The following is a 24,168-nucleotide window of genomic DNA, read 5'->3' on the forward strand; positions in this document are numbered from 1 at the left end:
AGCTCGGGCCGCGCGAGCCCTGTCGCACCCGCTCAGGGCACGCGTGCGTCCTGTCCGCGGCCCTTCCCGTCCGGCCGCCTGCTCAGGAGAGCCTGGCGACCGAGCCCCGCTCCCGCAGTGTCGGCCTCTGCATGACGCGCCGCCGCCTGGCCCCGCCGTCGGCCGCCGCCGAGATGAGCCGCACCGCGGCCCGCACGATGCCGTCGATGTCCCAGTCCATCGTCGTCAGTCCCGGCGTGAGCAGGCCCGACATCGGATGGTCGTCGTAACCCATGACCGACACCTCGCCCGGGATCGACAACCCCAGCTCCTGCGCCGCCGCGTAGACCCCGTACGCGATCGAGTCGGCGAAGCAGAACACGGCGCTCGGCTTGTCCCCCGACAGCAGTTCGTGGGCGACCGCGGTGGCCCCGCTCAGGCCGTGCGGCGCGGTCGCGACCTCGATGTCCAGCCCCAGCCGCTCGGCCTCGGCGGTGACGTGCACGTCGGCGGGCCGGTCGGGCGTGCTGGCCTGGGTCGAGGTCAGCACGGCGACGCGGTGGTGGCCGAGGTCGCGCAGGTGCTCAAGGGCCAGGGTGACCCCGCGCCGGTTGTCGAAGACGACCTCGCCGGCCGTGCCCGCGATCGAGTCGCCGATCGCGACCACCGGCAGCGACTCGCACAACTCGGGCCAGAACTCCGCGGCCGGATCGATGGCCTGCACGATCAGCCCGTCCACGCGCTGGTCGCGCAGCTGCTGGGCCAGCGCCCGCTCCCTGGCCGGGTCGCCGAACGCGTCGAGGATCAGCGCGTAGCGGTCCTTCTCCCGCAGCCCTCTGCTGATGCCGACCGCCAGGGACTGCTGCCACAGGTCCTCCAGCGAGCCGCACAGCAGGCCGATCATGCCGGTACGCCCGCTGGCCAGGGCTCTGGCGATGGGGTCGGCCTCGTAGCCGAGCTCGGCGGCCGCGGCGCGCACGCGCTCCATGGTCTCCTCCGACACCTGCAGACCGCGCAGCGCGTAGGAGACAGCCGCCGGGGACAGGCCCGTGGCCTGGGCCACCTCACGAATGGTGGCTCTCTTGCGAGGCATTACGCCAGCCTATTGCGTGTCACCGACGAAAACCGATTTCCCGCCACGCGGTTGTCAGGTTTGTCACATGTGTCAGCCAATGCCGGTCGGACCGGCGATGGCCCCAGGCGGGACGCGGCGTTGACAAGCCCGATGTGAAGCGGTTCACTGAACCGTATCACTGAAACGGTTCACAGTGGCGACATCACAGCGTGGCAGGTTTACATGTATTGTGAGTAGGAAATAGCGGGAGGAGGGGTTTCGATGAGTATTGACCTGCACCAGCACCTGTGGACACCCGAGTTCGTCGCGGCCCTGCGTGCCCGCACGGCCCCGCCCAGGCTCGACGGCTGGACGCTGATCCTCGACGGCGAGCCGCCGTACGAGGTCGATCCCGCCGACCACGAGCACCGCGACACCACCGGCCTGGAGCTGGCCCTGGTCTCGATGTCGAGCCCGCTCGGGATCGAGTTCCTGCCGCCGGAGGAGTCCTGGCCGCTGATCGACGCCCACCACGACGGCGCGCTGGCGCTGGGCGAGCCCTTCGGGGTGTGGGCGGCCACCTGCCACAGCGAGCCCGACCCGGAACGGCTGGCCAAGGACCTCGACCGCGGCCTCGCGGGCCTGCAGAGCCCGGCCACGGCCGCGCCCGACGACGAGCTGCTGGAGGTGCTCACCGACCGGAACCTGCCGCTGTTCGTGCATCCGGGACCTGCGGGGCCCGCGCCGGGGCCGCCGCCGTTCCCGCGCGAGAGGCACGGCTCCGGCACGCCGCCCTGGTGGCCGGCGCTGGTGCCGTACGTGCAGCAGATGCACGCGTCGTGGCACTACTTCCACGCCGTCGTCCGGCCCAGGCATCCACGGCTGCGCGTGTGCTTCGCGCTGCTGGCGGGGCTGGCGCCGCTGCACTCGGAGCGCCTGATCGCCAGGGGCGGCGGGCGCGGCCTGATCGACGGGGACTTCTTCGTGGAGACGTCCTCGTACGGCCCGCGCGCGATCGACGCGATCGTCCGCGAGCTCGGCATCGACGTCGTGGTCAACGGCTCCGACGCCCCTTATGCCACAGCACCTGATCCCGGACTCGGCGCGGCCGCCGGTCACGCCATCCGGGTCGTCAACCCTCGTCGCCTGCTTCAAGGGAAGGAGACTCGTACGTGAGCATCGACCAGATCCAGGGCGGGGGCACGTGTGCCGGCCTCCCCGAGCGCGTTCTTGACCGGCGTGAGCTGCGCGACCTGGTGAACAAGCTGGCCGCCAACCCGGAGGAGTGGCGCGGGCAGGTGGACTTCCCCGAGGACGGCGGACGCCACTACGCCTCGCTCTACCGTGACGCCTACGTGGACGTCTGGCTGCTGTGCTGGCGGCCCGAGGACGACACGGGCTGGCACGACCACGACATCTCCTCGGGGGCCGTGCACGTGGTGCAGGGCGTGTTGCAGGAGTGCAACCCGCGGATCGGCGGCGAGCACCTGGAGACCGTGGTGACGGAGGGGCAGTCGTTCTCGTTCGGGCCCGACCACATCCACCGGCTCACCGGCGCGGTGGACGAGAGCGTCTCGATCCACGCCTACTCGCCGCCGCTGTGGCGGCTGGGCCAGTACTCGATCGACGGGACCGGCGTCATGCGCCGCGTCTCGGTGAGCTACGCCGACGAACTGCGTCCCATGGACGACCCCATCGCCGTCGCGTGAAAGCTATGGCTTTCGTGGTCTGAGCACGCAGCAGCTTCCGCAGGGCTCCACGTCCGGCAGGGCGATCCACAGGCAGCAGGTCCTGCGGAAGTAACCGTCGCCGGAGGGCTCGACCAGCCCGTCCACGGGCCGGCCGAGCTCCTTCAGCAACCGCATGTAGTCACCGCGCACGATCGAGGTCAGCGGATGGGCGAACGCCTCCGCCGTGGATCCCCACAACGTGCGCTCGCCCACCTTCGCCATGGCACTGAGCACCTCGACGAGGGGCCGCTGCGACTCCTCCAGCGCCTCCGAGATCGCGCCCGCGCCGGTGGCCCAGCTCACACGCGTGGCCGCGATCGTCACCCCCGCGCCCGACACCTTGAAGTACGTCTCCGCCGGCCGCATGACCGGAACCCGCCCGTCCAGCGCCCACCCGAGCGCCATCGGCAGCGTGTGCCAGTAGCCGTAGGTCTTCCAGAACAACGCGGCCCCGACGTGGCGCGGCGCGTTCCAGCGATCTGCGGTCTCGTCCACCAGCCGGCCCAGCAGCGTGTACGGCTCCCGTACCAGCTCGCCGACCGGCGTCCAGCTCTCGTCGGGCTCGATCACGAGGCCGGGCTCGACCCCGAGCACCCCGCTGCGCTCGTCGGCCACCCGCTGGAGCGTCTCGGTCAGCACGCTGGAGCTCATGACTGAAAGGTTAGCCTTGCCCGAAGCGGTGCTCATGACCGCAGGCCGGCCTTACCCGAAGTGGTGCTCACGACCGAAGGTCCGCCTTGCCCAAGGTGGCGGGGCGCCCGGCGAACCAGCCGGCCACGATCTGCACCGCGCAGACCCCGAGTCCGGCGATCAGCGGCACCGTCCAGCCGCCGGACACCTGCCGCAGGAAGCCGAACGCCAGCGGCCCCAGCGCCGCCACCACGTACCCCACCGACTGCGCCACGGCCGACAGCGCGGTCACCGTGGCGGGGTCGGCGGGCCGCAGCGCGATGATCAGCAGGGCCAGCGCGAACGAGGCCCCCTGCCCGATGCCGAGCACGATCATCCACAACCACGGCAGCGTGGTCGGGGCCAGCAGCACGCCCAGGTAGCCGAGCACGGTCAGCGCGCCTGCCCCGACCACGTACGGCACCTGCGAGGCGCGCCGACCGGCCAGCACGGGCACCGCCAGCGAGGTGCCGACCTGCACCAGGTTCGTCAGGCTGAGCAGGTAGCCGGCCTGGTCGGCGGGGTAGCCGGCCTCCAGGTAGATCGTCGGCAGCCAGGCCAGCATGACGTAGAAGGTCAGCGACTGCAGGCCCATGAGCGCGGTGACGTACCAGGTGACGCGGCTGCGCAGCACCTCGCCGAACGGCCTGGGGCCGTTCTGGCCCGCCGGCCGCCCGCGCAGCGCCTGCGGCAACCAGAGCAGCGCCGCCAGCAGCGCGGGGACGGCCAGGAGTGCGGTGACGCCGCGCCAGTCGTACCCGGTGGCGTGTTCGATCGGGACCACCAGCGCGGAGGCGGCCGCGGCGCCGCCCACCACGCAGGAGACGTAGACGCCGGTCAGCAGGTTGACCCTGGTGGGGAAGTGCTGCTTGACGATGCCGGGCATGGAGACGTTCATGACGGCGATGGCGGTGGCGGCCAGGGCCGAGCCGAGGTAGAGCACGAAGACGCCGCCCGTGCCGCGCAGGGCCACGCCGGCGGCGATGACCAGCAGGCCCGCCAGCAGCGTGCGGTCGAGCCCGATGCGGCGCGCGAGCAGCGGGGTGAGCGGCCCGAAGATGCCCAGGCAGACCACCATGACGGTGGTGATCGCGCCGCCGCCCGCGGGCGAGAGCCCCACGTCGTTCATGATCTCGTCGAGGAGGGGTGAGACGCCCGCGAGTGCGGGGCGCAGGTTGAGCGCGGCCAGGGCGAACCCGGCCACGAGCAAGACGGATCGCGGCGACATAGAGGACCACTCTCGCATAAGCCCTTGACAACGTTGTCCACCCCTCCCGCATGAGAAATGATCCTCGCGTGAGACCGACGATGAAGGACGTCGCCTCGGCGGCCGGCGTGGCGCTCAAGACCGTCTCGCGCGTCGTGAACGGCGAGCCAGGGGTGCACCCGGCCACCGCCGAACGCGTGCGCACGGCCATCGACCGGCTGGGCTACAGCCGCAACGAGAGCGCACGGGTGCTGCGCAGGGGCAGGACCGCCACGATCGGGCTGGTCATCGAGGACGTGTCGGACCCGTTCTACTCGGGTCTGAGCAGGGCCGTTGAGGGTGTGGTCATCGAGCACGGGTGCCTGCTGCTGAGCGGCTCGTCAGGTGAGGAGCCCGGCAGGGAGCGCGAGCTGGTCGAGACGTTCTGCGCGCGCAGGGTGGACGGGCTGATCGTGGTGCCCGCGGGCGACGACCACACCTACCTGCGGCCGGAGCTGGAGGCCGGCACGCCGGTGGTGTTCGCGGACCGGCCGCCGGGGCCTGGGATCAACGTGGACACCGTGCTGACCGACAACGCGGGCGGGGCCAGGCAGGCGGTCCGTCACCTCATGACGCACGGGCATCGCAGGATCGCCTTCCTGGGGGACGATCCGGCGATCTTCACGGCGGCCGAGCGGCTGCGCGGGTACCGGGCCGAGCTGGGCGGGCTGTTCGACGGGCGGCTGGTGTCGATGCGGCCGCCGGAGACCGGCGCGATCCGTACGGACCTGACGCGCATGTTCGCCCTGGACGATCCGCCGACGGCGCTGTTCACCGGCAACGGCCGCTACACCGTGGCGACCCTGCGAGCCCTGGCCGGGCAGCGGGTGGCGCTGGTGGGGTTCGACGACTTCGAGCTGGCCGACCTGCTCGACCCGGGGGTGAGCGTGGTGGCGCAGGACCCGTCCTGGATGGGTCGGATGGCCGCCGAGCTGCTGTTCCGCCGCCTGCGCGGCGACGCGGGCCCGCCACAACACCTCGAACTCCCGGTACGCCTCGTGACCCGCGGCTCAGGCGAACTCCCCCCAGGCTAGACCGAGACGGAGGCGGGGGTGGGCCGTAGTACGCGGGCCAGGGCGAGCGCGACCAGCACCCCCGCCCCGCCCGCCGCCGCGATGGCGTACCCGGGCCCGACCACCTCCCCCAGCACCCCGACCAGCGCCGCCCCGACCGCCTGCCCGGTCATCAGCCCCGCCGACTGCAACCCGAACGCCTGCCCCCGCGCCTCCTCCGGCACCGCGTCCACGAACCGCCGCTGCAACCCGAGCTGGTACGACAACCCGCCCACCGCCAGAAAGGCGACCACGGCCGCCCAGCCCACCCCCGGCCCGGCCACGAAGACCAGCCACGGCGCCCCCAGCAGCACCGCCAGCGGCAACGACAACCGCTCCCGCAGTTCGGGAGCCGCGAACCGCCCCACCGCGAACTCCCCCAAAGCCATCCCACCGGCCGCCGCCGCGAGCACCACCCCGGCCTGCGCCTGCCCGCCCAGGTACGGCACCACCATGGCCTCCGCCCCCGCCAGGCACACGCACGGCAACCACTGGGCCAGCAACAGCCCCCGCACCCGCCCATCGGCCAGCAACCGCCGATTGACCCCCAACGTCTGCCGCACCGCCCCCCGCCCGACCACACCCCGCCCGGCTCCTGCCACGCCCCGCGCGGCCCGGTGCGGCAGCCCGTACCGCAGCACCACCGCCCCGACCACGGACAGCCCGGCGGTGGCCCACAGCGCCCCGGACGGCCCGGCGAAGGCCAGGAACGCGCCCCCGGCCGCGAGCCCCGCGATCTGCGCGCTCGCCGAGGCCATGTTCAGGAGCGAGCGCCCCAGCACGAACGCGTCCCCCGGCAACACCTCGGGCAACATGGCCGACCGAGCCGCCATGAACACCGGCGAGAACACCCCGGTGGCCAGCACCAGCGCCAGCATCGCCCACACCGGCAGCCCCGCGAAGGCCAGCAGCGCACAGGTGAGCGCCCTGACCAGCTCCCCCGTCACCATCAGCGCCCTGGGCGGGACCCGGTCGGCCAGGGAGAGCAGGAACAGCCCGCCGAAGACGTAGGGCAACCAGCCGGCCATGTACGCGGCGGCCGACAACCCGGCAGACCCCGTCCGCGCGTACACCAGCACCGACAGCGCCAGCATCTTGATCATGTCCCCGCCGACCAGCAGCACGAAGCCGGCGAACAACACGCGGAACTCCTTGACGGCGAACACCTCGCCGAACGTCGCGCCCTTCACGCCCACGATGGTGCGGAGCACGCCCGCACCCGGGCGAATCTTTCGCGTATAACCGAAAGGTGGTGCTGGTGCAGATCGAGGTCGTGCCGCAGGACCTGATGGCGAGCAGGTTCGCGATCTCGCCGCTCATCGAGACCATGCACGCCCACTGGGTGCTGGCAGGTCACTACGCGGCGGGCGTGCACGGCCCGTGGGCGGCGCGGTGGCGGGAGACCTACGGGAGGCTGGCGCGGGAGCACCCGGTGCTGCGGGCCGCCGCCGCGGTCAGCGGCTACCTGCCGGGCCCGAACGTCGACTTCATCGCTCCCCCGCCCACGGCCGTGCACGTGCCGTTCGAGGCGGAGCTGGCCGCGGTGCGCCGTACGCCGCCGGCCCAGGCGCACGCGGAAATCGAGCGGGTGCTAACCGGGCGGCCACCGGTGGCCCGCTGGGTCAGGGAGCTGCTGCTGGGGCCGGAGGTGGTGGCGCGGTTCGCGGGGGCGTACGAGGCGTTGTGGATGGAGATCCTCTCCCACGACTGGCCGCGCCTGCACGCGATCCTGCAGCGCGACGTGGCCTACCGGGCGGGGCGGCTGGCGGCCTACGGCTGGCAGGCGGCCCTGGAGGATCTCAGCCCGCGCGTGCGCTGGCGGGACGGGGGCCGGATCGAGATCGAGATGGGCGCGGGGAACCCGGTCAACCGGCTCGGCGGCAAGGGGCTGCTCTTCCTGCCGTCGGCGTTCATGGGCGGCGTGGCGACCTATCTGGAGGCCGACTGGCCGTACGCGATGGTCTATCCCGCCAGGGGCATCGCGGCCCGGCCGCCCGTACCCGACCGGAATCTGGCGGCGCTGATCGGCCGCAGCCGGGCGCGCATCCTCGCCGAGCTGGCCGAGCCCGCCACCACCACCCAGCTCGCCGCCCTGCTCGGGCAGAGTTTGGGCACCACGGGCGGCCACCTGGCCGCGCTGCGCGGGACGGGCCTGATCGCGGGCACCCGCACGGGCCGCAGCGTCCGGTACGCGCGCACCCCGCTCGGCGACGCCCTGATCAACGGCTAGCCTGTCCTTTCGGAAACACCGGGAAGCACGAAGCTATAGTGGTTGCGCATCAGTTCAGCAAATCTGTTCACAGGAGCGCGCGAATGAATGCCGCCGACGTCGCACCCGATGCGCAGGCCAGGTTTCCGCAAGAGCTGATGTACGCGGCGGCCCAGCAGTACTACCTCCAGGACGCCACCCAGGGCGACATCGCCAAGCGGCTGGGCGTCAGCAGGGCGACCGTGAGCCGGCTGCTCACCGAGGCCCGCAGGCAGGGCATCGTCGAGATCAAGGTGCACCGGCCCGCCTCGCTCGGCGAGGGCCCGCTGGCCGCCGAGGTGGCGCGGGCGCTCGGCCTGGCGCGCGTGCACCTGGTTCCCAAGGTCAGCGGCCCGGCGCTGGGCCCGTGGCTGGCCCCGGGCGTGGCCCGCGCGCTGGCCGGGGTGGGCCTGGAGTCGGGCGACGTGGTGCTGGTGTCCTCCGGCACCACCGTCTACGAGTGCGCCCGCGAGGGGCTCGGCCAGTACCCGGGCGTCACGATCGCGCCGGCCGTGGGCGGCCAGGAGGAGCCGCAGCCCTGGTTCCAGACCAACGAGACCACCCGCATCCTGGCCGAGGGCATCGGCGGCGTGCCCGCCTACCTGTACGCGCCCGCGCTGCCGGGGCCCGAGCTGTTCTACTCGTTGCAGCACGAGCCGTCCGTGCGCCGGGTCATGGATTTGTGGGCGCACGCCAAGTGCGCGCTCGTGGGCGTCGGCTCACCGCCGCTGACCAGGCAGATGGTGCCCGCCCTGATGCCCCGCGAGGCCGAGGGCCTGCGCCAGGCGGTGGGCGACGTGTGCATGCGGACCTACGACCGCGACGGGGCCCCGGTCACCTATCCGGGCAGCGAGCGGCTGGTCGCGCCGAAGCCGGAGGAACTGCGCCGGATTCCGCACACGATCGCCGTCGCCGTCGGCGCGGAGAAGGTGCTCTCGATCCTGGCCGGGGCCAGGGGCGGGTACTTCAACCAGCTCGTCACGGACACTCCCACGGCGGAGGGACTGGTGGCGGCCACACACCAGCTCTGAACACTTTTGCTGGACAAAGTTTCTGAACGCGCGCTAACGTGAGCCGCACCACAGGGTGAGCGCTCTTGTGATGGCGTCCCTTGTGTCGGGGGCAGCGTGCGTTCGACACCCGGCGTAAGTGAGGAAACAACCCGTGAACAGAGCTCAAGTGCGTACCTCCGCGTTCGCCGCAGTGGCGGTGCTCGCAGGCTCGATGCTGGCGGCGTGCGGCTCCGGAGGCTCCGGCGGCTCCGGAAGCGAGGCCGGCGGCGAGGGCGACCTGCAGAACGCCAAGGTCGCCTTCCTCATGCCCGACCTCGCGTCGACCCGGTACGAGCTGCAGGACAAGCCCCTGTTCGAGGCCAAGATGAAGCAGCTCTGCCCGACCTGCCAGGTCATCTACCAGAACGCCGACTCCGACGCCGCCAAGCAGCAGCAACAGGCCAACTCGGCGCTCGCCCAGGGCGTCAAGGCGATCGTGATCGACCCGGTGGACTCCGCCGCCGCGGCCACCATCGTGAAGTCCGCGCAGTCGCAGCAGGTCCCGATCATCGCCTACGACCGGCCGATCCCGGCCACGCCCGCCGACTACTACATCTCCTTCGACAACGAGAAGATCGGCTCCATGATCGGCCAGTCCCTGGTCGACCACCTCAAGGCCGAGAAGGCCGAGGGCGGCATCCTCCAGGTCAACGGCTCCCCCACGGACGCGGCGGCCGGGCTGATCAAGAAGGGCATCCACACCGCGGTGGACTCCAGCGGGTTCAAGCTGCTGGCCGAGTACGACACCCCCGACTGGCAGCCGGAGAAGGCGCAGACCTGGGTCAGCGGCCAGATCACCCAGTTCAAGGACGAGATCGCCGGCGTGGTCGCGGCCAACGACGGCACCGGCGGCGGCTCGATCGCCGCGTTCAAGGCCGCCGGGGTCAAGGTGCCGCCGATCACCGGCAACGACGCCGAGGTGGCCGCCGCCCAGCGCATCATCTCGGGCGACCAGTACAACACCATCTCCAAGCCCATCAAGATCGTGGCCGAGGCGTCGGCGAACGCGGCCTGGGAGTTCATGCAGGGCAAGAAGCCCGCGGGCAAGGCCCAGCTGTTCAACACGCCGTCCGAGCTCTTCGTGCCCACGGTGGTGACCACGGAGAACATCAAGGAAGTGTTGTTCGACAGCGGCATCATGAAGGCCGCCGAGGTGTGCACGGGCGACTACGCCAAGGGCTGCCAGGAGCTCGGGATCCAATGACGAGCGTCCTGTCCTTGCGCGGGATCAGCAAGAGCTTCGGCGCGGTGGCCGCGCTGAGCGACATCGAACTCGACGTGGCCGCCGGCCAGGTCGTGGCGATCGTCGGCGACAACGGCGCGGGCAAGTCCACGCTGGTCAAGATCCTGTCCGGGGTGCACCCGCCCGACTCGGGCACGATCACGTTCGAGGGCCGCGAGGTGGAGATCCCCGCCCCCGCCGCCGCGCACCGGCTCGGCATCGCCACCGTCTTCCAGGACCTGGCGCTCTGCGAGAACCTCAACGTGATCCAGAACCTGTTCCTCGGCCAGGAGATCCGCCCGCTGCGGCTGAACGACGTGGCCATGGAGACCCGCTCGTGGGAGCTGCTCCGCCAGCTCTCCGCCAAGATCCCGAGCGTACGGGTGCCGGTCGCGGCGCTGTCGGGCGGCCAGCGGCAGACGGTGGCCATCGCCAGGTCGCTGCTCGGCGACCCCAAGGTGATCATCCTGGACGAGCCCACCGCCGCGCTCGGCGTGGCCCAGACGGCCGAGGTGCTCAACCTGGTCGAGCGGCTGCGCGAGAACGGCCTGGGCGTCATCATGATCAGCCACAACATGGCGGACGTGAAGGCCGTCGCCGACACCGTGGCGGTGCTCCGGCTCGGCCGCAACAACGGGGTGTTCGACGTGGCCGCCGTCACCACCGAGGAGATCGTCGCCGCCATCACCGGCGCCACCGACAACGTGGTGTCCCGCCGCGCCCAAAGGGGACAGCAGTGACCATGACTACGGCAACCGACCGCCAGGACGAGCGGCTCCAGGACCGCGAGGGGTTGCGCGGCGCGCTGGCCGGCGTGGTGGACCGGGCCCGCGGCGGCGACCTGGGCGTCATCCCCGTCGTGGTGGGGCTCATCGTCATCTGGTCGGTGTTCCAGATCCTCAACCCGATCTTCCTGTCCAGCGCGAACCTGGTGAACCTCACCCTCGAATCGGCCGCCGTCGGCGTCATCGCGCTCGGCATCGTGTGCGTGTTGCTGGTGGGCCAGATCGACCTGTCCGTCGGCTCGGTCAGCGGCCTGTCGGGGGCGGTGCTGGCGGTGCTGTTCGTGGGCGAGGGGCTGCCGGTCTGGCTGGCGATCGGGGCCGCGGTGCTCATGGGCGCGGTCATCGGCTGGTTGTACGGGCAGCTGTTCAACCGGTTCGGCGTGCCCAGCTTCGTGATCACGCTGGCCGGCCTGCTGGGCTTCCTCGGGCTGCAGTTGTACGTGCTGGGCAGCAAGGGGTCGATCAACCTGCCGTTCGACTCGGGGCTGGTGAACTTCGCGCAGCTCGACTTCGTACCGGCGTGGTTGTCCTACACCTTCGCCGTCATCGCGGCCGTCTGGTTGTTCGCCACCGGATACCTGCACGCGCGGGAGCGGCGCGCGGCCGGGCTGTCGGCCAGGAGTGTCTCCACCCTGGCGGTCAGGAGCGTGGCGCTGCTCGCGGTGCTGGCGTTCGTGGTCTGGTACCTGGGGCAGACGCGCGGCGTGGGCTGGATGTTCGTCTTCTTCGTGGCGTTGGTCCTGATCATGCACTACCTGCTGTCGCGGACGAAGTGGGGCCGCTCGGTCTACGCCGTGGGCGGCAACGTCGAGGCCGCGCGCCGGGCCGGCATCAACGTCAGGGCCGTCTACACCTCCGTGTTCGTGCTCTGCTCGACCTTCGCCGCGGTCGGCGGCATCCTGGCCGCGGCCCGGCTGGCGGCGGCCAACCAGAGCAGCGGCGCGGGCGACATCAACCTCAACGCCATCGCGGCGGCGGTGATCGGCGGGACGAGCCTGTTCGGCGGGCGCGGCACGGCGTTCGGCGCGCTGCTCGGCATCATCGTGATCCAGTCCATCTCCAGCGGCCTGACCCTGCTCAACCTGGACTCCTCCATCCGGTTCGTGGTCACCGGCGCGGTGCTGCTGCTCGCGGTGGTCGTCGACTCGGTCTCGCGCCGCTCCAGGACCTCCCACGGCAGGGCCTGATGGCGATCATCTGCGTGGACGCCGGCACCACCGTCATCAAGGCCGTCGGGTACGACGCCACGGGCGCCGAAACGGCGGTGGCCAGGCGCGCGACGGTCGTGTCCAGGCCCGCGCCCGGCCACGCCGAGCAGGACATGCACGCCGTCTGGGAGGCGGTCGCCGCCACGGTGCGCGAGGTCGCCGCCCGGGTGGGCGCGCCCGACTTCGTGGCGATCACCGCCCAGGGCGACGGCTTTTGGCCGGTGGGCTTTGACGGCGAGCCGACCGGCCCCGCGATCCTCTGGAACGACGCCAGGGCCGCCTCGATCGCCGACGCCTGGACCCGCGAGGGCACCGCCGCGGCGGCCTTCGGCATCAACGGCTCCGCGACGGCCTCCGGGCTGCCGCACGCGATCCTGGCGTGGTTGCGGGCGCACGACCCCGCGCGGCTCGACCGGTCCGGCGCCCTGCTGACCTGCGGCGGGTGGATCTTCTCCCGGATGACCGGGGAGCTGGTGGCCGACGAGTCCGACGCCTCGGCGCCGTTCATGGATCTGCGGGCGCGGGCGTACTCGCCGGAGTTGTTCGCCCTGTACGGCCTGGACTGGGCGCGGCGGCTGCTGCCCGAGATCCGGCCCTGCCCCGTGGCCGGGCTGACCCCCGGCGCGGCCGGCGCGCTCGGCCTGCCCGCGGGGACGCCCGTCGTGATGGCCCCCTACGACATCGCCTCGACCGCGCTGGGCGCGGGGGCGGTCGAGGCCGGGCAGGCGTGCGGGATCCTCGGCACCACCCTGTGCACCGAGGTCGTGGTCGGCTCACCCGATCTCGACGGCGAGCCGACCGGCATCACGATCGCGCTGCCCGGCGGCTACCTGCGGGCCTTCCCGACGTTCGCCGGCACCGAGGTGGTGCAGTGGACCTGCCGCCTGCTGGGACTGTCCGACCCCGCCGAGCTGGGCGAGCTGGCGATGCTGAGCGAGCCAGGGGCGGGCGGGCTGGCGTTCCTGCCGTACCTGTCGCCCGCCGGCGAACGGGCGCCCTTCTCCGACCCGCTGGCCAGGGGCGCGCTGCTGGGCATGTCGTTCGAGCACGGGCGCGAGGACGTGGCCAGGGCGGTGCTCGAAGGGCTCACGATGGTCATCCGCGACTGCCTGACGGCCACCGGGGCCGCCCCGACCGAGCTGGCGGTCTGCGGGGGCGGCTCGGCCAACGCCACCTGGCTCGGGCTGATCGCCGACGTCACGGGGCTGCCCGTGCGCCGCTCCGCCGACGCCGAGGTGGGGGCTCGGGGGGCGTACCTGGTCGGGCTGGCCGCCACGGGCGCCGCGCCGTCGGTCGCCGAGGCCGCGGCCGGGCACGTACGGCTGCGCGAGGCGGTCGAGCCCGACCTCGCCCGCCGGGCACGCTACGACCGGCTGTTCGAGGACTTCCTGACCCTGCGCGGCACCACCGCCGGCACGTGGCCGCTGCTGAGCGACATGAGGGACCGTACGTGAGTATGAGAGGCCGTACATGAGCGTCTGGATCGGCATCGACCTCGGGACGCAGAGCGTGCGGGCGCTGGCCGTCGCCGCGGACGGCCGGGTGCTCGGCTCCGCGAGCCGTCCCCTGACCAGCCACCGCGACGGGCCACGCCACGAGCAGGACCCGGAGGAGTGGTGGCGCGAGCTGGCCGCCGCCACCCGGCTGGCCCTGCGCGACGTGCCCGCCGCCTGGATCGAGGGCGTCGCGGTGGCCGCCACCTCTGGAACGGTCCTGCTCACGGACCCCTCAGGACGTCCCCTGACACCCGCTCTCATGTACGACGACCGCCGCGCCGACGCCTCCCTGGCGAACGAGGCCGGGGCGCATGTGTGGGAACGGCTCGGCTACCGGCGCATGCAGCCCAACTGGGCGCTGCCGAAGCTGCTGTGGCTGCTGCGCGACGCCCCCGCGGACGCCCGCCTCGCCCACCAGAGCGACTTCGTCAACCGGCGGCTGGTGGGCCGGGCGGTGGCCACCGATCTGAGCAACGCGCTCAAGACCGGCGTGGACCTCGTCGAGGAGCGCTGGCCCGAGGAGGTGTTCGACGCGCTGGGGGTGTCCGCCGGGGTGCTGCCCGAGGTCGTACGGCCCGGCGCCCTGCTCGGCACGGTGTGCGCGACGGCGGCCGAGGAGACCGGGATCCCGGCCGGCACGCCGGTGATCGCCGGCACCACCGACGGTTGCGCGGCCCAGCTCGGCGCGGGGGCCACACGGCCGGGGAGCTGGAACTCGGTGCTGGGCACGACGCTCGTGCTGAAGGGCGTGACGAAGGAGCTGATCCACGACCCGCTCGGGGTGGTGTACTCGCATCGCGCGCCGGACGGGTCGTGGCTGCCGGGCGGGGCGTCCAGCACGGGAGCGGGCGTACTGTCCCGCGACCTGCCGGACCGCGACCTCGACGCGCTCGCCGCCGAGGCGATGGCGCGCTACGGCCCGCCCCCGGGCCGCACACCCGACGCCCTCACGCCACACCCCGGCAACCGCACGCCCGACGGCCTCCCGGCACGCCCCGGCAACCGCACGCCCGACGGCCCCACGCCACACCCCGGCAACCTCACGCCCGGCAGCCTCACGCCTGGCAACCTCACGCCGCGCCCGAACAGCCGCGCGTGGCGACAGGGCCGCCCGTCCGGCGCCGCGTCCGCCCGGCGGATGCCTCCCGCCGTGAGCTACCCGCTCGTGTCACGGGGCGAGCGGTTCCCCTTCGCCGCGCCCGACGCCGAGTCCTTCACGCTCGGCGAGCCCGCCGACGACGTCGAGCGCTACGTCGCCATCCTGCTCGGCGCGGCCTTCGTCGAGCGCCTCTGCTTCGACTACCTCGACCTCCTCGGCGCCCCCGTGGACGGTGAGATCATCCTGACCGGCGGCGCCACCAGGAGCGCGTACTGGACGCAGTTGCGGGCCGACGTCCTGGAGCGCCCGGTGACGCTGCGCGAGAACGCCGAACCGGCCCTGGGCATGGCCGTCCTGGCGGGCGGCGACCCGGCCCGCATGATCAGGACCCGCGCGGTCGTGCGGCCGTCCGGGGCCGACCTGCGCGAGCCGTACCTGCGTTTCGTCGCCGAGCTGGAACGGCGCGGCTGGCTGGACGCGACCGCCGCCGCACACGCCCGCGAGAGGACCGCCTGATCCCATGACCGACCCGGTGCCCGCCCGCGAGAGGACCACCACCCGATGACCGACCTCGTGCTCGTCCGCCACGGCGAGACCGTCTGGCACGCCGAGAACCGCTACGCCGGGCTCACCGACGTCGAGCTGACCCCGCGCGGCCACGACCAGGCCGCGCAACTTGCCGGCTGGGCCGCACGGGCGGGCCTGGAAGCGGTGTGGGCCTCCCCACTGAGCCGCGCCAGAATCACCGCCGAGGCCGCCGCCGCCAACGCGGGCCCGCTCGCCGCCGCCCCAACCGCCGAGGCCGCCGCCGCACAGAGCGGCCCGCCCGCCCCGGCTGCCGGGACGGGCCCGGTGGTGCGGATCGACGAGCGGCTGCGGGAGCTGGACTTCGGGCAGGGTGACGGACTCACCGCGGCCGAAATGAAGGCCCGTTTCCCCGAGGCCCGCGCCGCGTTCGAGGCCGACCCGGCGGAGCACCCGCTGCCGGGCGGCGAGGACCCACACGAGGCCGCCGCCCGTTTCGCGGCCGCACTCCACGACATCGCGGCGGCGCACCCCAATGGCCGCGTGCTCGTGGTCGCGCACACCACCGCCATCAGGCTCGCCCTGTGCCGGCTCATCGGGGTGCCGCTGGGCCGGTACCGGCGGTTGTTCCCGCGCCTGGACAACTGCGCGCTGACCGAGTTGCGCCTCAACCCCGGGCAGGTGGCGTTGTTGCAGTACAACTCCCCGATTGGAGCCGTTCGTTGACCATCAGAGTCCTCGCCGCAGGAGACCACTTCGTCCAGAACCGCCTGCTCATCGATGCCATCCGGCACGCGGTCCCCGGCGAGGTGGACGTCCGCGAGCTGACGCTGCCGTGGCCGGTGGAGCCGTTCGGCCAGGTGGGCGAGGTGAACGAGGCCTCCGACGTGGAGGAGGAGCTGATCGAGGCGCTGCGCGGCGTGGAAGTCTGCGTGACGCAGATGGCGCCGCTGACCAAGCGTGTCCTGGACGCCTCGCCCGATCTGCGGCTGTTCTGCGTGAGCAGGGGCGGTCCCGTCAACGCCAATCTGGAGGCGGCGGCGCGGGCGGGGGTGTCGGTGACGTACGCGCCGGGCCGCAACGCGGTGGCCACCGCCGAGCACACGCTGGCCATGTTGCTGGCCGCCACCCGGCGCATCCCGCAGACGCACGGCGACCTGGCGGGGGGCGTGTGGCGGGGCGACTACTACACCTACGACAACGTCGGCCCCGAATTGGAGGGCGGCACGGTCGGCCTGGTCGGCTACGGGGCCATAGGCCGCCGCGTGGCCCGCATGCTGGCGGGCTTCGGCGCGGAGGTCCTCGTGCACGACCCGTACGTGGACGTCGAGAACCAGGTCGAACTTCCCGAACTGCTCGAACGCTCCCGCTTCCTCTCCCTGCACGCCCGCGCCACCCCGGAGACCGCCGGCATGATCGGCGCCGCCGAGATCGCCGCCATGCCGCGCGGCTCCGTCCTGGTCAACTGCGCCAGGGGCGCGCTGCTCGACTATGACGCGTTGTGCGACGCGCTCGACTCGGGCCACCTGTTCGGCGCCGCGATGGACGTCTTCCCGCAGGAGCCGATCCCGGCGGGCTCACGCCTGCTCACGACGCCGAACCTGGTCATGACCCCGCACCTGGCCGGGGCCAGCAAGGAGACGGCGATGAAGGCCGCCGCGATCGTGGCGGCCGACGTGGCCCGCTACGTACGCGGCGAGCCCCTCGCCCACCTGGCTAACCCTTGAGCGCCCCGGCCATCAGCCCCCGCATGAAGAACCGCCCCAGCAGGACGTAGATCACCATCGTCGGGATGGACGCCAGGATCGCCGCCGCCATCTGCTGGCTGTACGGGGTGGCCTGCGCGCCCGCGATGTTGTTCAGCATCACGGTCGTGGGCCAGCTCTGCGGCCCGGTCAGGAAGACGGCGAACAGGAAGTCGTTCCAGAGCGAGGTGAACTGCCAGATGATCACCACGGCGATGGCGGGCCCCGACACCGGCAGCACCACCGACCAGTACGCCCGCAACATCCCGGCCCCGTCCACCCGTGACGCCTCGATCAGCTCGTCGGGGATCGTCACGTAGTAGTTGCGGAAGATCAGCGTGCAGATCGGGATGCCGTACACGACGTGCGCCAGCACCAGCCCGGGAATGCCGCCGTAGAAGACGCCCTGCAGCCCGGCCAGCTCATCCACGTTCACCAGCAGCTGCACCAGCGGGATCATCACCCCCTGGTAGGGGATGAACATCCCGAACAGGAACAGCGTGAACAACACGTCCGCCCCGGGAAAGCGCCACTTGGACAACACGTACCCGTTCATGGACCCCAGCGCGCACGACAGCAACGACCCCGGCACCGCCAGCAGCACGCTGTTCCACATGCCGGGGGCCAGCTTCTCCCAGGCCACCTGCCACGCCTCGGTCGTCCACGTCTGGGGCAGGTTCCACGCCTGCCCCGCGTCCGCCTCGGTGAGCGGCTTGAAGCTGGTGGCCAGCAGGACGTAGATCGGGATCAGGAAGACCAGCACGAAGAGCAGCAGCAGCCCGAACCGCAGCCACGCGAAGCCCACCGCCCTGCGCCCGGCCACCGCCGTCATGATCGCCTCTCCTTACGGACCGACCAGATCAGGTACGGGATCACGAAGACGGCCACGCTGAGCACGATGTACGAAGCGATAGTGGCCCCCTTTGCCGGGTCGTTGGAATCGAACACCGCCACCCACATGAACACCGCGGGCACGTCCGTGATGATCTGCTTGCCCGACACCGCGACGATCAGGTCGAACACCTTGAGCGAGATATGTCCGAGGATGATCAGCGCGGACAACGTGACCGGCCGCAGCAGGGGCAGCACCACGTGCCGGTAGACGCCCCACTCGGTGCAGCCGTCCACGCGCGCCGCCTCGCGCAGCTCCTCGGGCACGCCCCGGAACCCGGCCAGGAAGAGTGCCATGACATATCCGGACATCTGCCAGATGGCCGGCAACGCCATCGCGGCCATGCCCCAGTCCGGGTCCCTGAACCACTGCCACTGTGGCAGTCCAATCCAGTCGAACAGCCGGTTCAGCCCGACCGCCCGCTCCTCCGTCCCCGAGTTCATCAGCCACCGCCACACGATGCCGGTCGCCACGAACGAGATGGCCATCGGGAACAGGTAGATCGCCCTGAACGTCCCCTCGCCCCTGATCCCCTTCTCCATGAGGAACGCCAGCAGCCACCCGAGCAGCAGCGCCCCCAGCACGAACACGACCGTGAAGACGATCGCGTGGTTCACCGAGATGTGCCATCGGGGCAGGTCCCAGATGTCGATGAAGTTCTGCAGCCCGACGAACTTCCCCTCGGACACGGCATCGTGCTGGTCGGTCATGGCGACCTGGAAGTTCCAGCCGAGCATGCCGTACACGAAGACGCCGATCGCGATGATCGACGGCGTGACGAGGAGAAGTCCGGGCAGCCACGTGCGTGCCCGCCTCACAAGCCTTCCCTCCAGGGGGCGGCCACGGCCGCCCCCATGAGCCAGAGTTACTGGGCGTTGGCGGTGGCCGCGTCGGCCAGCGCCTGCTGCAGCGCCTTGACGTCCTTGCTGCCGATGTACAGGCCCACCGCCTCGTTGATCGAGGCCAGCCACGGCTGGTTCACCGCCACGCCGTGCTGGATCGATCCGGCGAGCTTGTTGCCCGACCAGTCCTTGAGCGCGTCGGCCAGGTAGTCGGTGTACAGGCTCTGGTCGGCGTCCTTGCGCGCGGGGATGGAGCCCTTCTTCGGGTTGAAGGCGTCCTGGCCCTCCTTGCTGGCCGCGACCTTCAGCCAGGCCATCGCCCCTTCACGGTTCTTCGCGCCCTTGGGCAGGGTGAAGCTGTCGGACAACCACAGGTAGGTGCCCTCGGTGCCGGGCGCGGGCGCCCAGTCGAAGTCCGTCTTCGACGCCTTGCCCAGGCCGCCCTGCGGCGGATTGTGGAAGTAGCCGTACGCCCAGTCACCCATGACGTTGAACGCGGCCTCGCCGTCGGCCACCTGCTTGGCCGCGGGCTGCCAGTCGTCCTGCGGGTCGCCCGCGTACGTCATGATCTTGGCGAAGTTCTCCAGCGCCGCCGTCACCTGCGCGCTGTTCCAGTCGGCGCCCGGGTTGAACAGGGCGTTGTAGGCGTCGGTGCCCAGCGTGCCGAGCAGCACGCTCTCCATCAGGTGGGTGACGGTCCACTCCGACCCGATGGACAGCGGGATCTTGCCCTTGGCCTTGACCTTCTCCAGGGCCGCGAGGAACTCCTCGATCGTCTTCGGCGCGGCGGCGACCCCGGCCTCCTTGAGCACCGCGGGGTTGAACCACAGGACGTTGGAGCGGTGGATGTTCACCGGCACGGAGTAGATCTTGCCCTCGACGCTGATCTGCTCGACGAGCTGGGCGGGGAAGACGTCCTTGAGCTTCAGCTCGTCATACAGCGAGGTCAGGTCCTCCAGGTTGCCCGCCTTGATGTAGCCCTGCAACTCGGCGCCCGCGTGTCCCTGGAAGGTGTCGGGCGGGGTGTTCGCCTGGAGCTTCGACTGCAGCAACGCCTTGGCCTTGTCACCCGAGCCACCGGCCACCGCGGCGTCGAAGAAGGTGTAGGACGGGTTCTGCTCCTCGAAGATCTTTCTCATCGCCTGCAGGCCGTCGGCCTCACCCGGGCCCGTCCACCATGAGAAGACTTCAACCTGCTGTTTCCCGCCGCCGGTGGCCGCGGGCGGCTGTCCCGTCTGTGCCGTCTGCCCGCCGCCGCCTCCGCAGGCAGCCAGGGTGAGCACGCTTGCCATCGTGATCGATAAGGCCGCTAACCATCGTCGCATTACGCACCATCCCTTCGAAGTCCCCCGAAAGTTGGTGAATGCTTGACAACGTTGTCAACAACGGCTATCAACCCATTTTCCGGCGCGTGCCGTCAAGGGATCGGCGGTAACAGCTCCGCATATTCGCCGCCCCGCGCCCGCTCCCGCCAGCCGACGCGCCCCAGGCACCCGTCCCGGCCCCTCAGCCAGCGCGCTCCAGCCACCCGTCCCGGCCCCTCAGCCAGCGCGCTCCAGCCACCCGTCCCGGCCCCTCAGCCAGCGCGCTCCAGCCACCCGTCCGGGCCTAGTCAGCCGACGCGCTCCAGCCGCCCGTCCGGGCCCGTCATCACCGTGACGCCGAAGTCGTGGCTGGTGCCCGCGAGATCGCCGTCCTTCGCGGCCACCACCAGCGCGCCCTTCGACACCCCGAGACAGACCAGGGCGAGCAGCCCGCAGCCGCCGTCGGGCAACCACGTGCTCAGCACCACGTCGGACTCGGCCAGGCGGACCGTCAGGTCCAGCTCCGCCATCCTGGCCAGCAGCTCCGCGTGCGACAGGCGGCTCCCGTCGGCGAGCAGGAGGGCGTGCTGGCGCTTGGCGTCGAGCGGCGGCAGCGCAGTGGGCTCCAGGGTGAGCAGGCAGCGGAAGTCGATCGTGTCGACCGCCGGACCCAGCGAGACGACCTGACGGATCCGCGACTCCTCGGCCGCCAGGATCGCGGTCTCCGCCAGGTCGGGCGTGGTGATCAGGGTACGGGCGTCGCATTCACGCAACCACGCGGCCATCTCATAGGCGCTGGCCGACGGGTCGATCGGCGCCGCCACCCCTCCTGCGGCCACCACGGTGTGCGCCGCCAGCGTCTGGGCGCCCGCCGTGGACACGCACACGCCCACCACCTGGTCACGCCGGGCGCCCCTGCGCACCAGCCCGGAGGCCGCCCTGGTCACCTCGTTCACCAGCCTGCGATAGCCGTAGACATGGCCACCACGCAGGTCGATCAGTGCGGGGCGGTCGCCGCGCTCGTAGGCCCGGCGGAACACTTCGTGGATCACGGTGCCGGTGGTCGAGGCGGTGCGTTTCATGCCCGCCAACGTACGACCGCCGGGGCGGCCGGAGCATCCACCGATCTATGTAGGCACCTATGCATTCGTCACCGGATCGGCGCGGCGGGTTGGGCGGGCCCGAGCCCTGCGCGGCTCGAGCCCGCTGCCACGCGTCCGGAGCCAGGCCTCCACCCCTCCGAGAAGGCCCCTGCTCCGCATGGACGCGTGACGTCCCCGACCGATCGGCCGCGGCGCCCCCGTCGCGAGGGGCGAGGTACGCGCGGTGCGGTCGATCACAGGAAGAAACGGTAGGCGTGCAGGGGGTGGCGGCACATGCACTGACATGCCCATTCGAAGATGTATGCGCGATGTGTAGAAGGCCACCAGCCCCGGAGCCTGGCGTAAAAAGGCGCCCGCCTCAGTGCTCGCCCCGGCGGGTGCCTCAGCGGCTGCCTCAGCGGCTGCCGACCACCCATGCGGCGATCTGTGTACGCGTGGCGAAGCCCAGCTTGGCCAGGATGTTGGCCACGTGGCGGGCGACGGTGGCCGGGCTGATGACCAGTTCGTCGGCGATCCCCCGGTTGCTCAACCCCCTCGCGACCAGCTCGGCGATCTCCTGTTCCCTGGGCGTCAGCCTGCTGTCCTGGGCCACGGCCGTGACCGGCTCGGTGGGCGGCTCGGGCAGGTCGCCTTCGAGCGCGCAGGCCACGGCCTGGTCGGCGGTCAGGTTCGCGCCCTGCGCCCACAACACCGCGACGACGGCCTCGCCGAGGCGGTCGCGGGCGGGCCGCAGCACCTCCTCGGTACGCGCGTCCGGCTGCCGCCCGCCCAGCGCCACCGAGGCCGCCACCAGCAGGACCGCCCGCCGGTGATCGCCCTCGGCGGTGACCAGGGACGCCCACGCCGCCAGCCGCCTGGCGATGCCCGCCCGCAGGCCCGCGTCCCGGCTGAGCACCAGCGCCTCGGTGAGCCTCGCCCTGGCCTCCACCAGATCGCCCTGGTCCAGCGCCACCCAGCCGAGCCCGGCCAGGCAGCTCACGATGTGCTGCCTGGCGTCCATGTGGCGCAGCAGGCGCAGCCCCGAGGCGTAGTGCCGCTTGGCGGTGGCGGGGTCGCCCGACCGCCTGGCCGCGCGGGCCAGGCCGATGTGGCCGAAGGTCTGGCCGAAGTGGTTGTCGATCTCCTCGCTGATCGACAACACCTCCTGGTAGCCCCGCCGTGCCTCGTGCATCCGCCCCTGGTGCAGGCACAGGCTGGCCCATGTGGCCTGGACCAGGGATTCCAGGACGAGGTCGCCGGACTCCCTGGCCGTCTCCAGCGCGTTGCCCAGTTGCTCCTGCTCGCCCGTCAGCCTGGCCAGCACGATCGTGCCCATGGCCGCGCCGTAGCTGTCCCCGGCCGCCGCGCACAACTTCAGCCCCGCGCGTACGTGCCGCAGCGCCGGTTCGCGATCCCCGGCGGCCAGCGCCAGCTCGCCGCGCACGATCGAGGCGCGCCCGCGCAGCCCGTGCGGCACCTGGGGGGCGTCGAGGGCGAGCAGCCGGTCGAGCCGCTCGGCCACGTCGAGCTTGCGCCCGCTCCCGACCAGCAGGTAGCGGATGCCGGTCATCATGGTGAGCGCGGTCTCCGGCATGCCGATCGCGATCGACCAGTCGCAGGCGGAGATGACCTCGGCCTTGAGCCCGTCGAAGAGGTTGATGTGCCGCTCGACCACCGGCCACGACGTGCGCGCCCCGGGCCCAAGCGAGTCCTCGAACCCGACGGCCATCCTGGTCAGCGCCATCAGGTGGCCGCGCCGCAGCTCGGCCTCCTCACCGGACTCGGCCAGCTGTTCCAGCGCGTATTCGCGTACGGTCTCCAGCAGCCGGTAGCGCGCGTACCCCGCGACCTCCCCGTCGAGGACCACCAGCGACTTGTCCACCAGGTCGCACAGTCGCGGCAGCACCTCCTCCTCCGTCAGCCCGGGGCCCGAGCAGACCGATTCGGCCAGGTCCAGCGTCCAGCAGGAGCGGAAGGTGGCCGTACGGCGCAGCAGCAGCCGCTCCTGCGGGGTGAGCAGCCGGTAGCTCCAGTCCACGGCCGCCCGCAGCGTGCGGTGCCGGGCGGGAGCGGTGCGCGCGCCGCCCGCCAGCAGCCTGAACCGGTCGTCGAGCCGCTCGACGAGCTGCCCCACCGACAGGACCCTGACCATGGCGGCGGCCAGCTCGATCGCCAGCGGCACCCCGTCGAGCGCCTCGCACAGCTCCACGACCAGCGGTCTCGTCTCGTCGGTCAGCTCGAACCCGGGCACGGCGGCAGTGGCCCTGGCCACGAACAACCGCACCGCCTCACTCTCGCCCCCGCTCCCCGCACCGCCTTCCGTCCCGCCCCCGGTCCCGCCTCCGGACCCGCTCCCCGGCCCGCTCGCGGCACCGGCTCCAGACGCGCTCCTCACTCCGCTCTCCGGCCCACTCCCGGTGCCGCCTCCGGTCCCTGCTCCGCTCTCCGGCCGGCGCACCGACAGCGGTGGCACCCGCCACACCGTCTCGCCCGGCACGCGCAGCGGCTCCCGGCTGGTGGCCAGGACGGTCACGCCGGGACAGGCCCGCAGCAGATCGCGGCACAACTCGGCGCACTCGCCGATGACCGGCTCGCAGTTGTCGAGCAATAACAGGATCCGCCGATCCCCGATCGTCTCCGTCAGCTCGCCCGCGATCCCAAGCCCGGCCGCGACATGCGCCCTGAGCTGCCCCTTCTCCAGGTCGGCCAGCTCGGTCACGCACACCCCACCCGGATGGGCGGAGGCGATCCTGGCGGCGAGCCGCAGGGCGAGGCGGGTCTTGCCGATGCCGCCGGCCCCGCACAGGGTCACCAGACGCGAGACCCGCATCAGGTGGACGAGTTCATCGATGTCGGCCTCCCGGCCCACGAACGCGTTGGGCTCGGCCGGTAGGTCGCGGAAGTCGCCAGGTCGCTTCATCACTGTGAGTGTGCCATC

21 protein-coding genes are annotated in these 24,168 nt (G+C 72.0%); 12 read left to right on the plus strand and 9 right to left on the minus strand.

The window, feature by feature from the left end:
- Positions 1 to 82: 82 nt before the first annotated feature.
- A complete protein-coding gene (locus AB0I81_RS19345) occupies positions 83 to 1,072 on the minus strand; it encodes a LacI family DNA-binding transcriptional regulator (protein ID WP_360658313.1) in 990 nt (329 codons plus the stop codon).
- Between the two features lie 243 nt (positions 1,073 to 1,315).
- Between AB0I81_RS19345 and AB0I81_RS19350 the strand changes: the two genes are divergently transcribed.
- Positions 1,316 to 2,209 (plus strand): amidohydrolase, encoded by an 894-nt coding sequence (locus tag AB0I81_RS19350; RefSeq protein WP_360658315.1) that lies wholly within the window; start codon positions 1,316 to 1,318, stop codon positions 2,207 to 2,209.
- Positions 2,206 to 2,742, plus strand: a complete 537-nt coding sequence (locus tag AB0I81_RS19355) for a cysteine dioxygenase family protein (protein ID WP_360658317.1) — start codon at positions 2,206 to 2,208, stop codon at positions 2,740 to 2,742. Before AB0I81_RS19350 ends, AB0I81_RS19355 begins: the two co-directional genes overlap by 4 nt.
- Before the next feature lie 3 nt (positions 2,743 to 2,745).
- Here the strand turns inward: AB0I81_RS19355 and AB0I81_RS19360 are convergent, their stop codons facing one another.
- Together AB0I81_RS19360 and AB0I81_RS19365 are read right to left on the minus strand one after the other, a co-directional pair.
- Positions 2,746 to 3,414: a hypothetical protein gene (locus AB0I81_RS19360; RefSeq protein ID WP_360658319.1), complete on the minus strand. Its 669-nt coding sequence runs from the start codon at positions 3,412 to 3,414 to the stop codon at positions 2,746 to 2,748.
- Positions 3,415 to 3,481: 67 nt separating this feature from the next.
- Positions 3,482 to 4,660 (minus strand): MFS transporter, encoded by a 1,179-nt coding sequence (locus tag AB0I81_RS19365; RefSeq protein WP_360658321.1) that lies wholly within the window; start codon positions 4,658 to 4,660, stop codon positions 3,482 to 3,484.
- Between the two features lie 80 nt (positions 4,661 to 4,740).
- Between AB0I81_RS19365 and AB0I81_RS19370 the strand changes: the two genes are divergently transcribed.
- Complete coding sequence (locus tag AB0I81_RS19370) at positions 4,741 to 5,712, plus strand: LacI family DNA-binding transcriptional regulator (RefSeq protein ID WP_360658617.1); 972 nt, start codon at positions 4,741 to 4,743, stop codon at positions 5,710 to 5,712.
- Here AB0I81_RS19370 and AB0I81_RS19375 read toward each other — a convergent pair.
- Complete coding sequence (locus AB0I81_RS19375) at positions 5,709 to 6,941, minus strand: MFS transporter (RefSeq protein ID WP_360658323.1); 1,233 nt, start codon at positions 6,939 to 6,941, stop codon at positions 5,709 to 5,711. The two genes, AB0I81_RS19370 and AB0I81_RS19375, sit on opposite strands and share 4 nt — an antisense overlap.
- A gap of 47 nt (positions 6,942 to 6,988) precedes the next feature.
- Here AB0I81_RS19375 and AB0I81_RS19380 point away from each other — a divergent pair, with 47 nt between their 5' ends.
- From AB0I81_RS19380 to AB0I81_RS19420, 9 genes are all read left to right on the plus strand, one after another.
- Entirely contained in the window at positions 6,989 to 7,960 is a 972-nt protein-coding gene (locus AB0I81_RS19380) for a helix-turn-helix domain-containing protein (RefSeq protein WP_360658325.1), read from the plus strand.
- 83 nt (positions 7,961 to 8,043) lie between these two features.
- Positions 8,044 to 9,009 (plus strand): sugar-binding domain-containing protein, encoded by a 966-nt coding sequence (locus tag AB0I81_RS19385; protein ID WP_360658327.1) that lies wholly within the window; start codon positions 8,044 to 8,046, stop codon positions 9,007 to 9,009.
- Positions 9,010 to 9,142: 133 nt separating this feature from the next.
- On the plus strand, positions 9,143 to 10,234 hold the full coding sequence (locus tag AB0I81_RS19390; protein WP_360658328.1) for a sugar ABC transporter substrate-binding protein: 1,092 nt from the start codon (positions 9,143 to 9,145) through the stop codon (positions 10,232 to 10,234).
- Positions 10,231 to 10,992, plus strand: a complete 762-nt coding sequence (locus tag AB0I81_RS19395; RefSeq protein WP_360658330.1) for an ATP-binding cassette domain-containing protein — start codon at positions 10,231 to 10,233, stop codon at positions 10,990 to 10,992. Before AB0I81_RS19390 ends, AB0I81_RS19395 begins: the two co-directional genes overlap by 4 nt.
- A 2-nt stretch (positions 10,993 to 10,994) precedes the next feature.
- Positions 10,995 to 12,224, plus strand: coding sequence for a sugar ABC transporter permease (locus AB0I81_RS19400; protein WP_360658332.1), 1,230 nt, complete (start codon positions 10,995 to 10,997; stop codon positions 12,222 to 12,224).
- Positions 12,224 to 13,699, plus strand: a complete 1,476-nt coding sequence (locus tag AB0I81_RS19405; protein WP_360658334.1) for an FGGY-family carbohydrate kinase — start codon at positions 12,224 to 12,226, stop codon at positions 13,697 to 13,699. Before AB0I81_RS19400 ends, AB0I81_RS19405 begins: the two co-directional genes overlap by 1 nt.
- 16 nt (positions 13,700 to 13,715) lie before the next feature.
- A complete protein-coding gene (locus AB0I81_RS19410; RefSeq protein ID WP_360658336.1) occupies positions 13,716 to 15,356 on the plus strand; it encodes an FGGY family carbohydrate kinase in 1,641 nt (546 codons plus the stop codon).
- A gap of 45 nt (positions 15,357 to 15,401) precedes the next feature.
- Positions 15,402 to 16,091: a histidine phosphatase family protein gene (locus tag AB0I81_RS19415; protein ID WP_360658338.1), complete on the plus strand. Its 690-nt coding sequence runs from the start codon at positions 15,402 to 15,404 to the stop codon at positions 16,089 to 16,091.
- Entirely contained in the window at positions 16,088 to 17,092 is a 1,005-nt protein-coding gene (locus AB0I81_RS19420) for a 2-hydroxyacid dehydrogenase (RefSeq protein ID WP_360658340.1), read from the plus strand. The genes AB0I81_RS19415 and AB0I81_RS19420 overlap by 4 nt, the downstream gene beginning before the upstream one ends.
- On the opposite strand, the gene AB0I81_RS19425 is transcribed toward AB0I81_RS19420, so the two are convergent.
- The 5 genes from AB0I81_RS19425 to AB0I81_RS19445 all read right to left on the minus strand — a co-directional run bounded on the left by AB0I81_RS19425 (position 17,082) and on the right by AB0I81_RS19445 (position 24,150).
- On the minus strand, positions 17,082 to 17,942 hold the full coding sequence (locus AB0I81_RS19425; protein ID WP_360658342.1) for a carbohydrate ABC transporter permease: 861 nt from the start codon (positions 17,940 to 17,942) through the stop codon (positions 17,082 to 17,084). The two genes, AB0I81_RS19420 and AB0I81_RS19425, sit on opposite strands and share 11 nt — an antisense overlap.
- Positions 17,939 to 18,820 (minus strand): sugar ABC transporter permease, encoded by an 882-nt coding sequence (locus tag AB0I81_RS19430; protein ID WP_360658344.1) that lies wholly within the window; start codon positions 18,818 to 18,820, stop codon positions 17,939 to 17,941. The genes AB0I81_RS19425 and AB0I81_RS19430 overlap by 4 nt, the downstream gene beginning before the upstream one ends.
- Before the next feature lie 47 nt (positions 18,821 to 18,867).
- Positions 18,868 to 20,136 (minus strand): ABC transporter substrate-binding protein, encoded by a 1,269-nt coding sequence (locus tag AB0I81_RS19435; RefSeq protein ID WP_360658346.1) that lies wholly within the window; start codon positions 20,134 to 20,136, stop codon positions 18,868 to 18,870.
- 320 nt (positions 20,137 to 20,456) lie between these two features.
- Positions 20,457 to 21,230 (minus strand): AMP-binding protein, encoded by a 774-nt coding sequence (locus tag AB0I81_RS19440; RefSeq protein WP_360658348.1) that lies wholly within the window; start codon positions 21,228 to 21,230, stop codon positions 20,457 to 20,459.
- A gap of 415 nt (positions 21,231 to 21,645) precedes the next feature.
- On the minus strand, positions 21,646 to 24,150 hold the full coding sequence (locus AB0I81_RS19445) for a LuxR C-terminal-related transcriptional regulator (RefSeq protein ID WP_360658349.1): 2,505 nt from the start codon (positions 24,148 to 24,150) through the stop codon (positions 21,646 to 21,648).
- Positions 24,151 to 24,168 lie beyond the last annotated feature (18 nt).

Origin of the sequence: Nonomuraea sp. NPDC050404 (genome assembly GCF_040655495.1) — a bacterium.
GTDB lineage: Bacteria > Actinomycetota > Actinomycetes > Streptosporangiales > Streptosporangiaceae > Nonomuraea.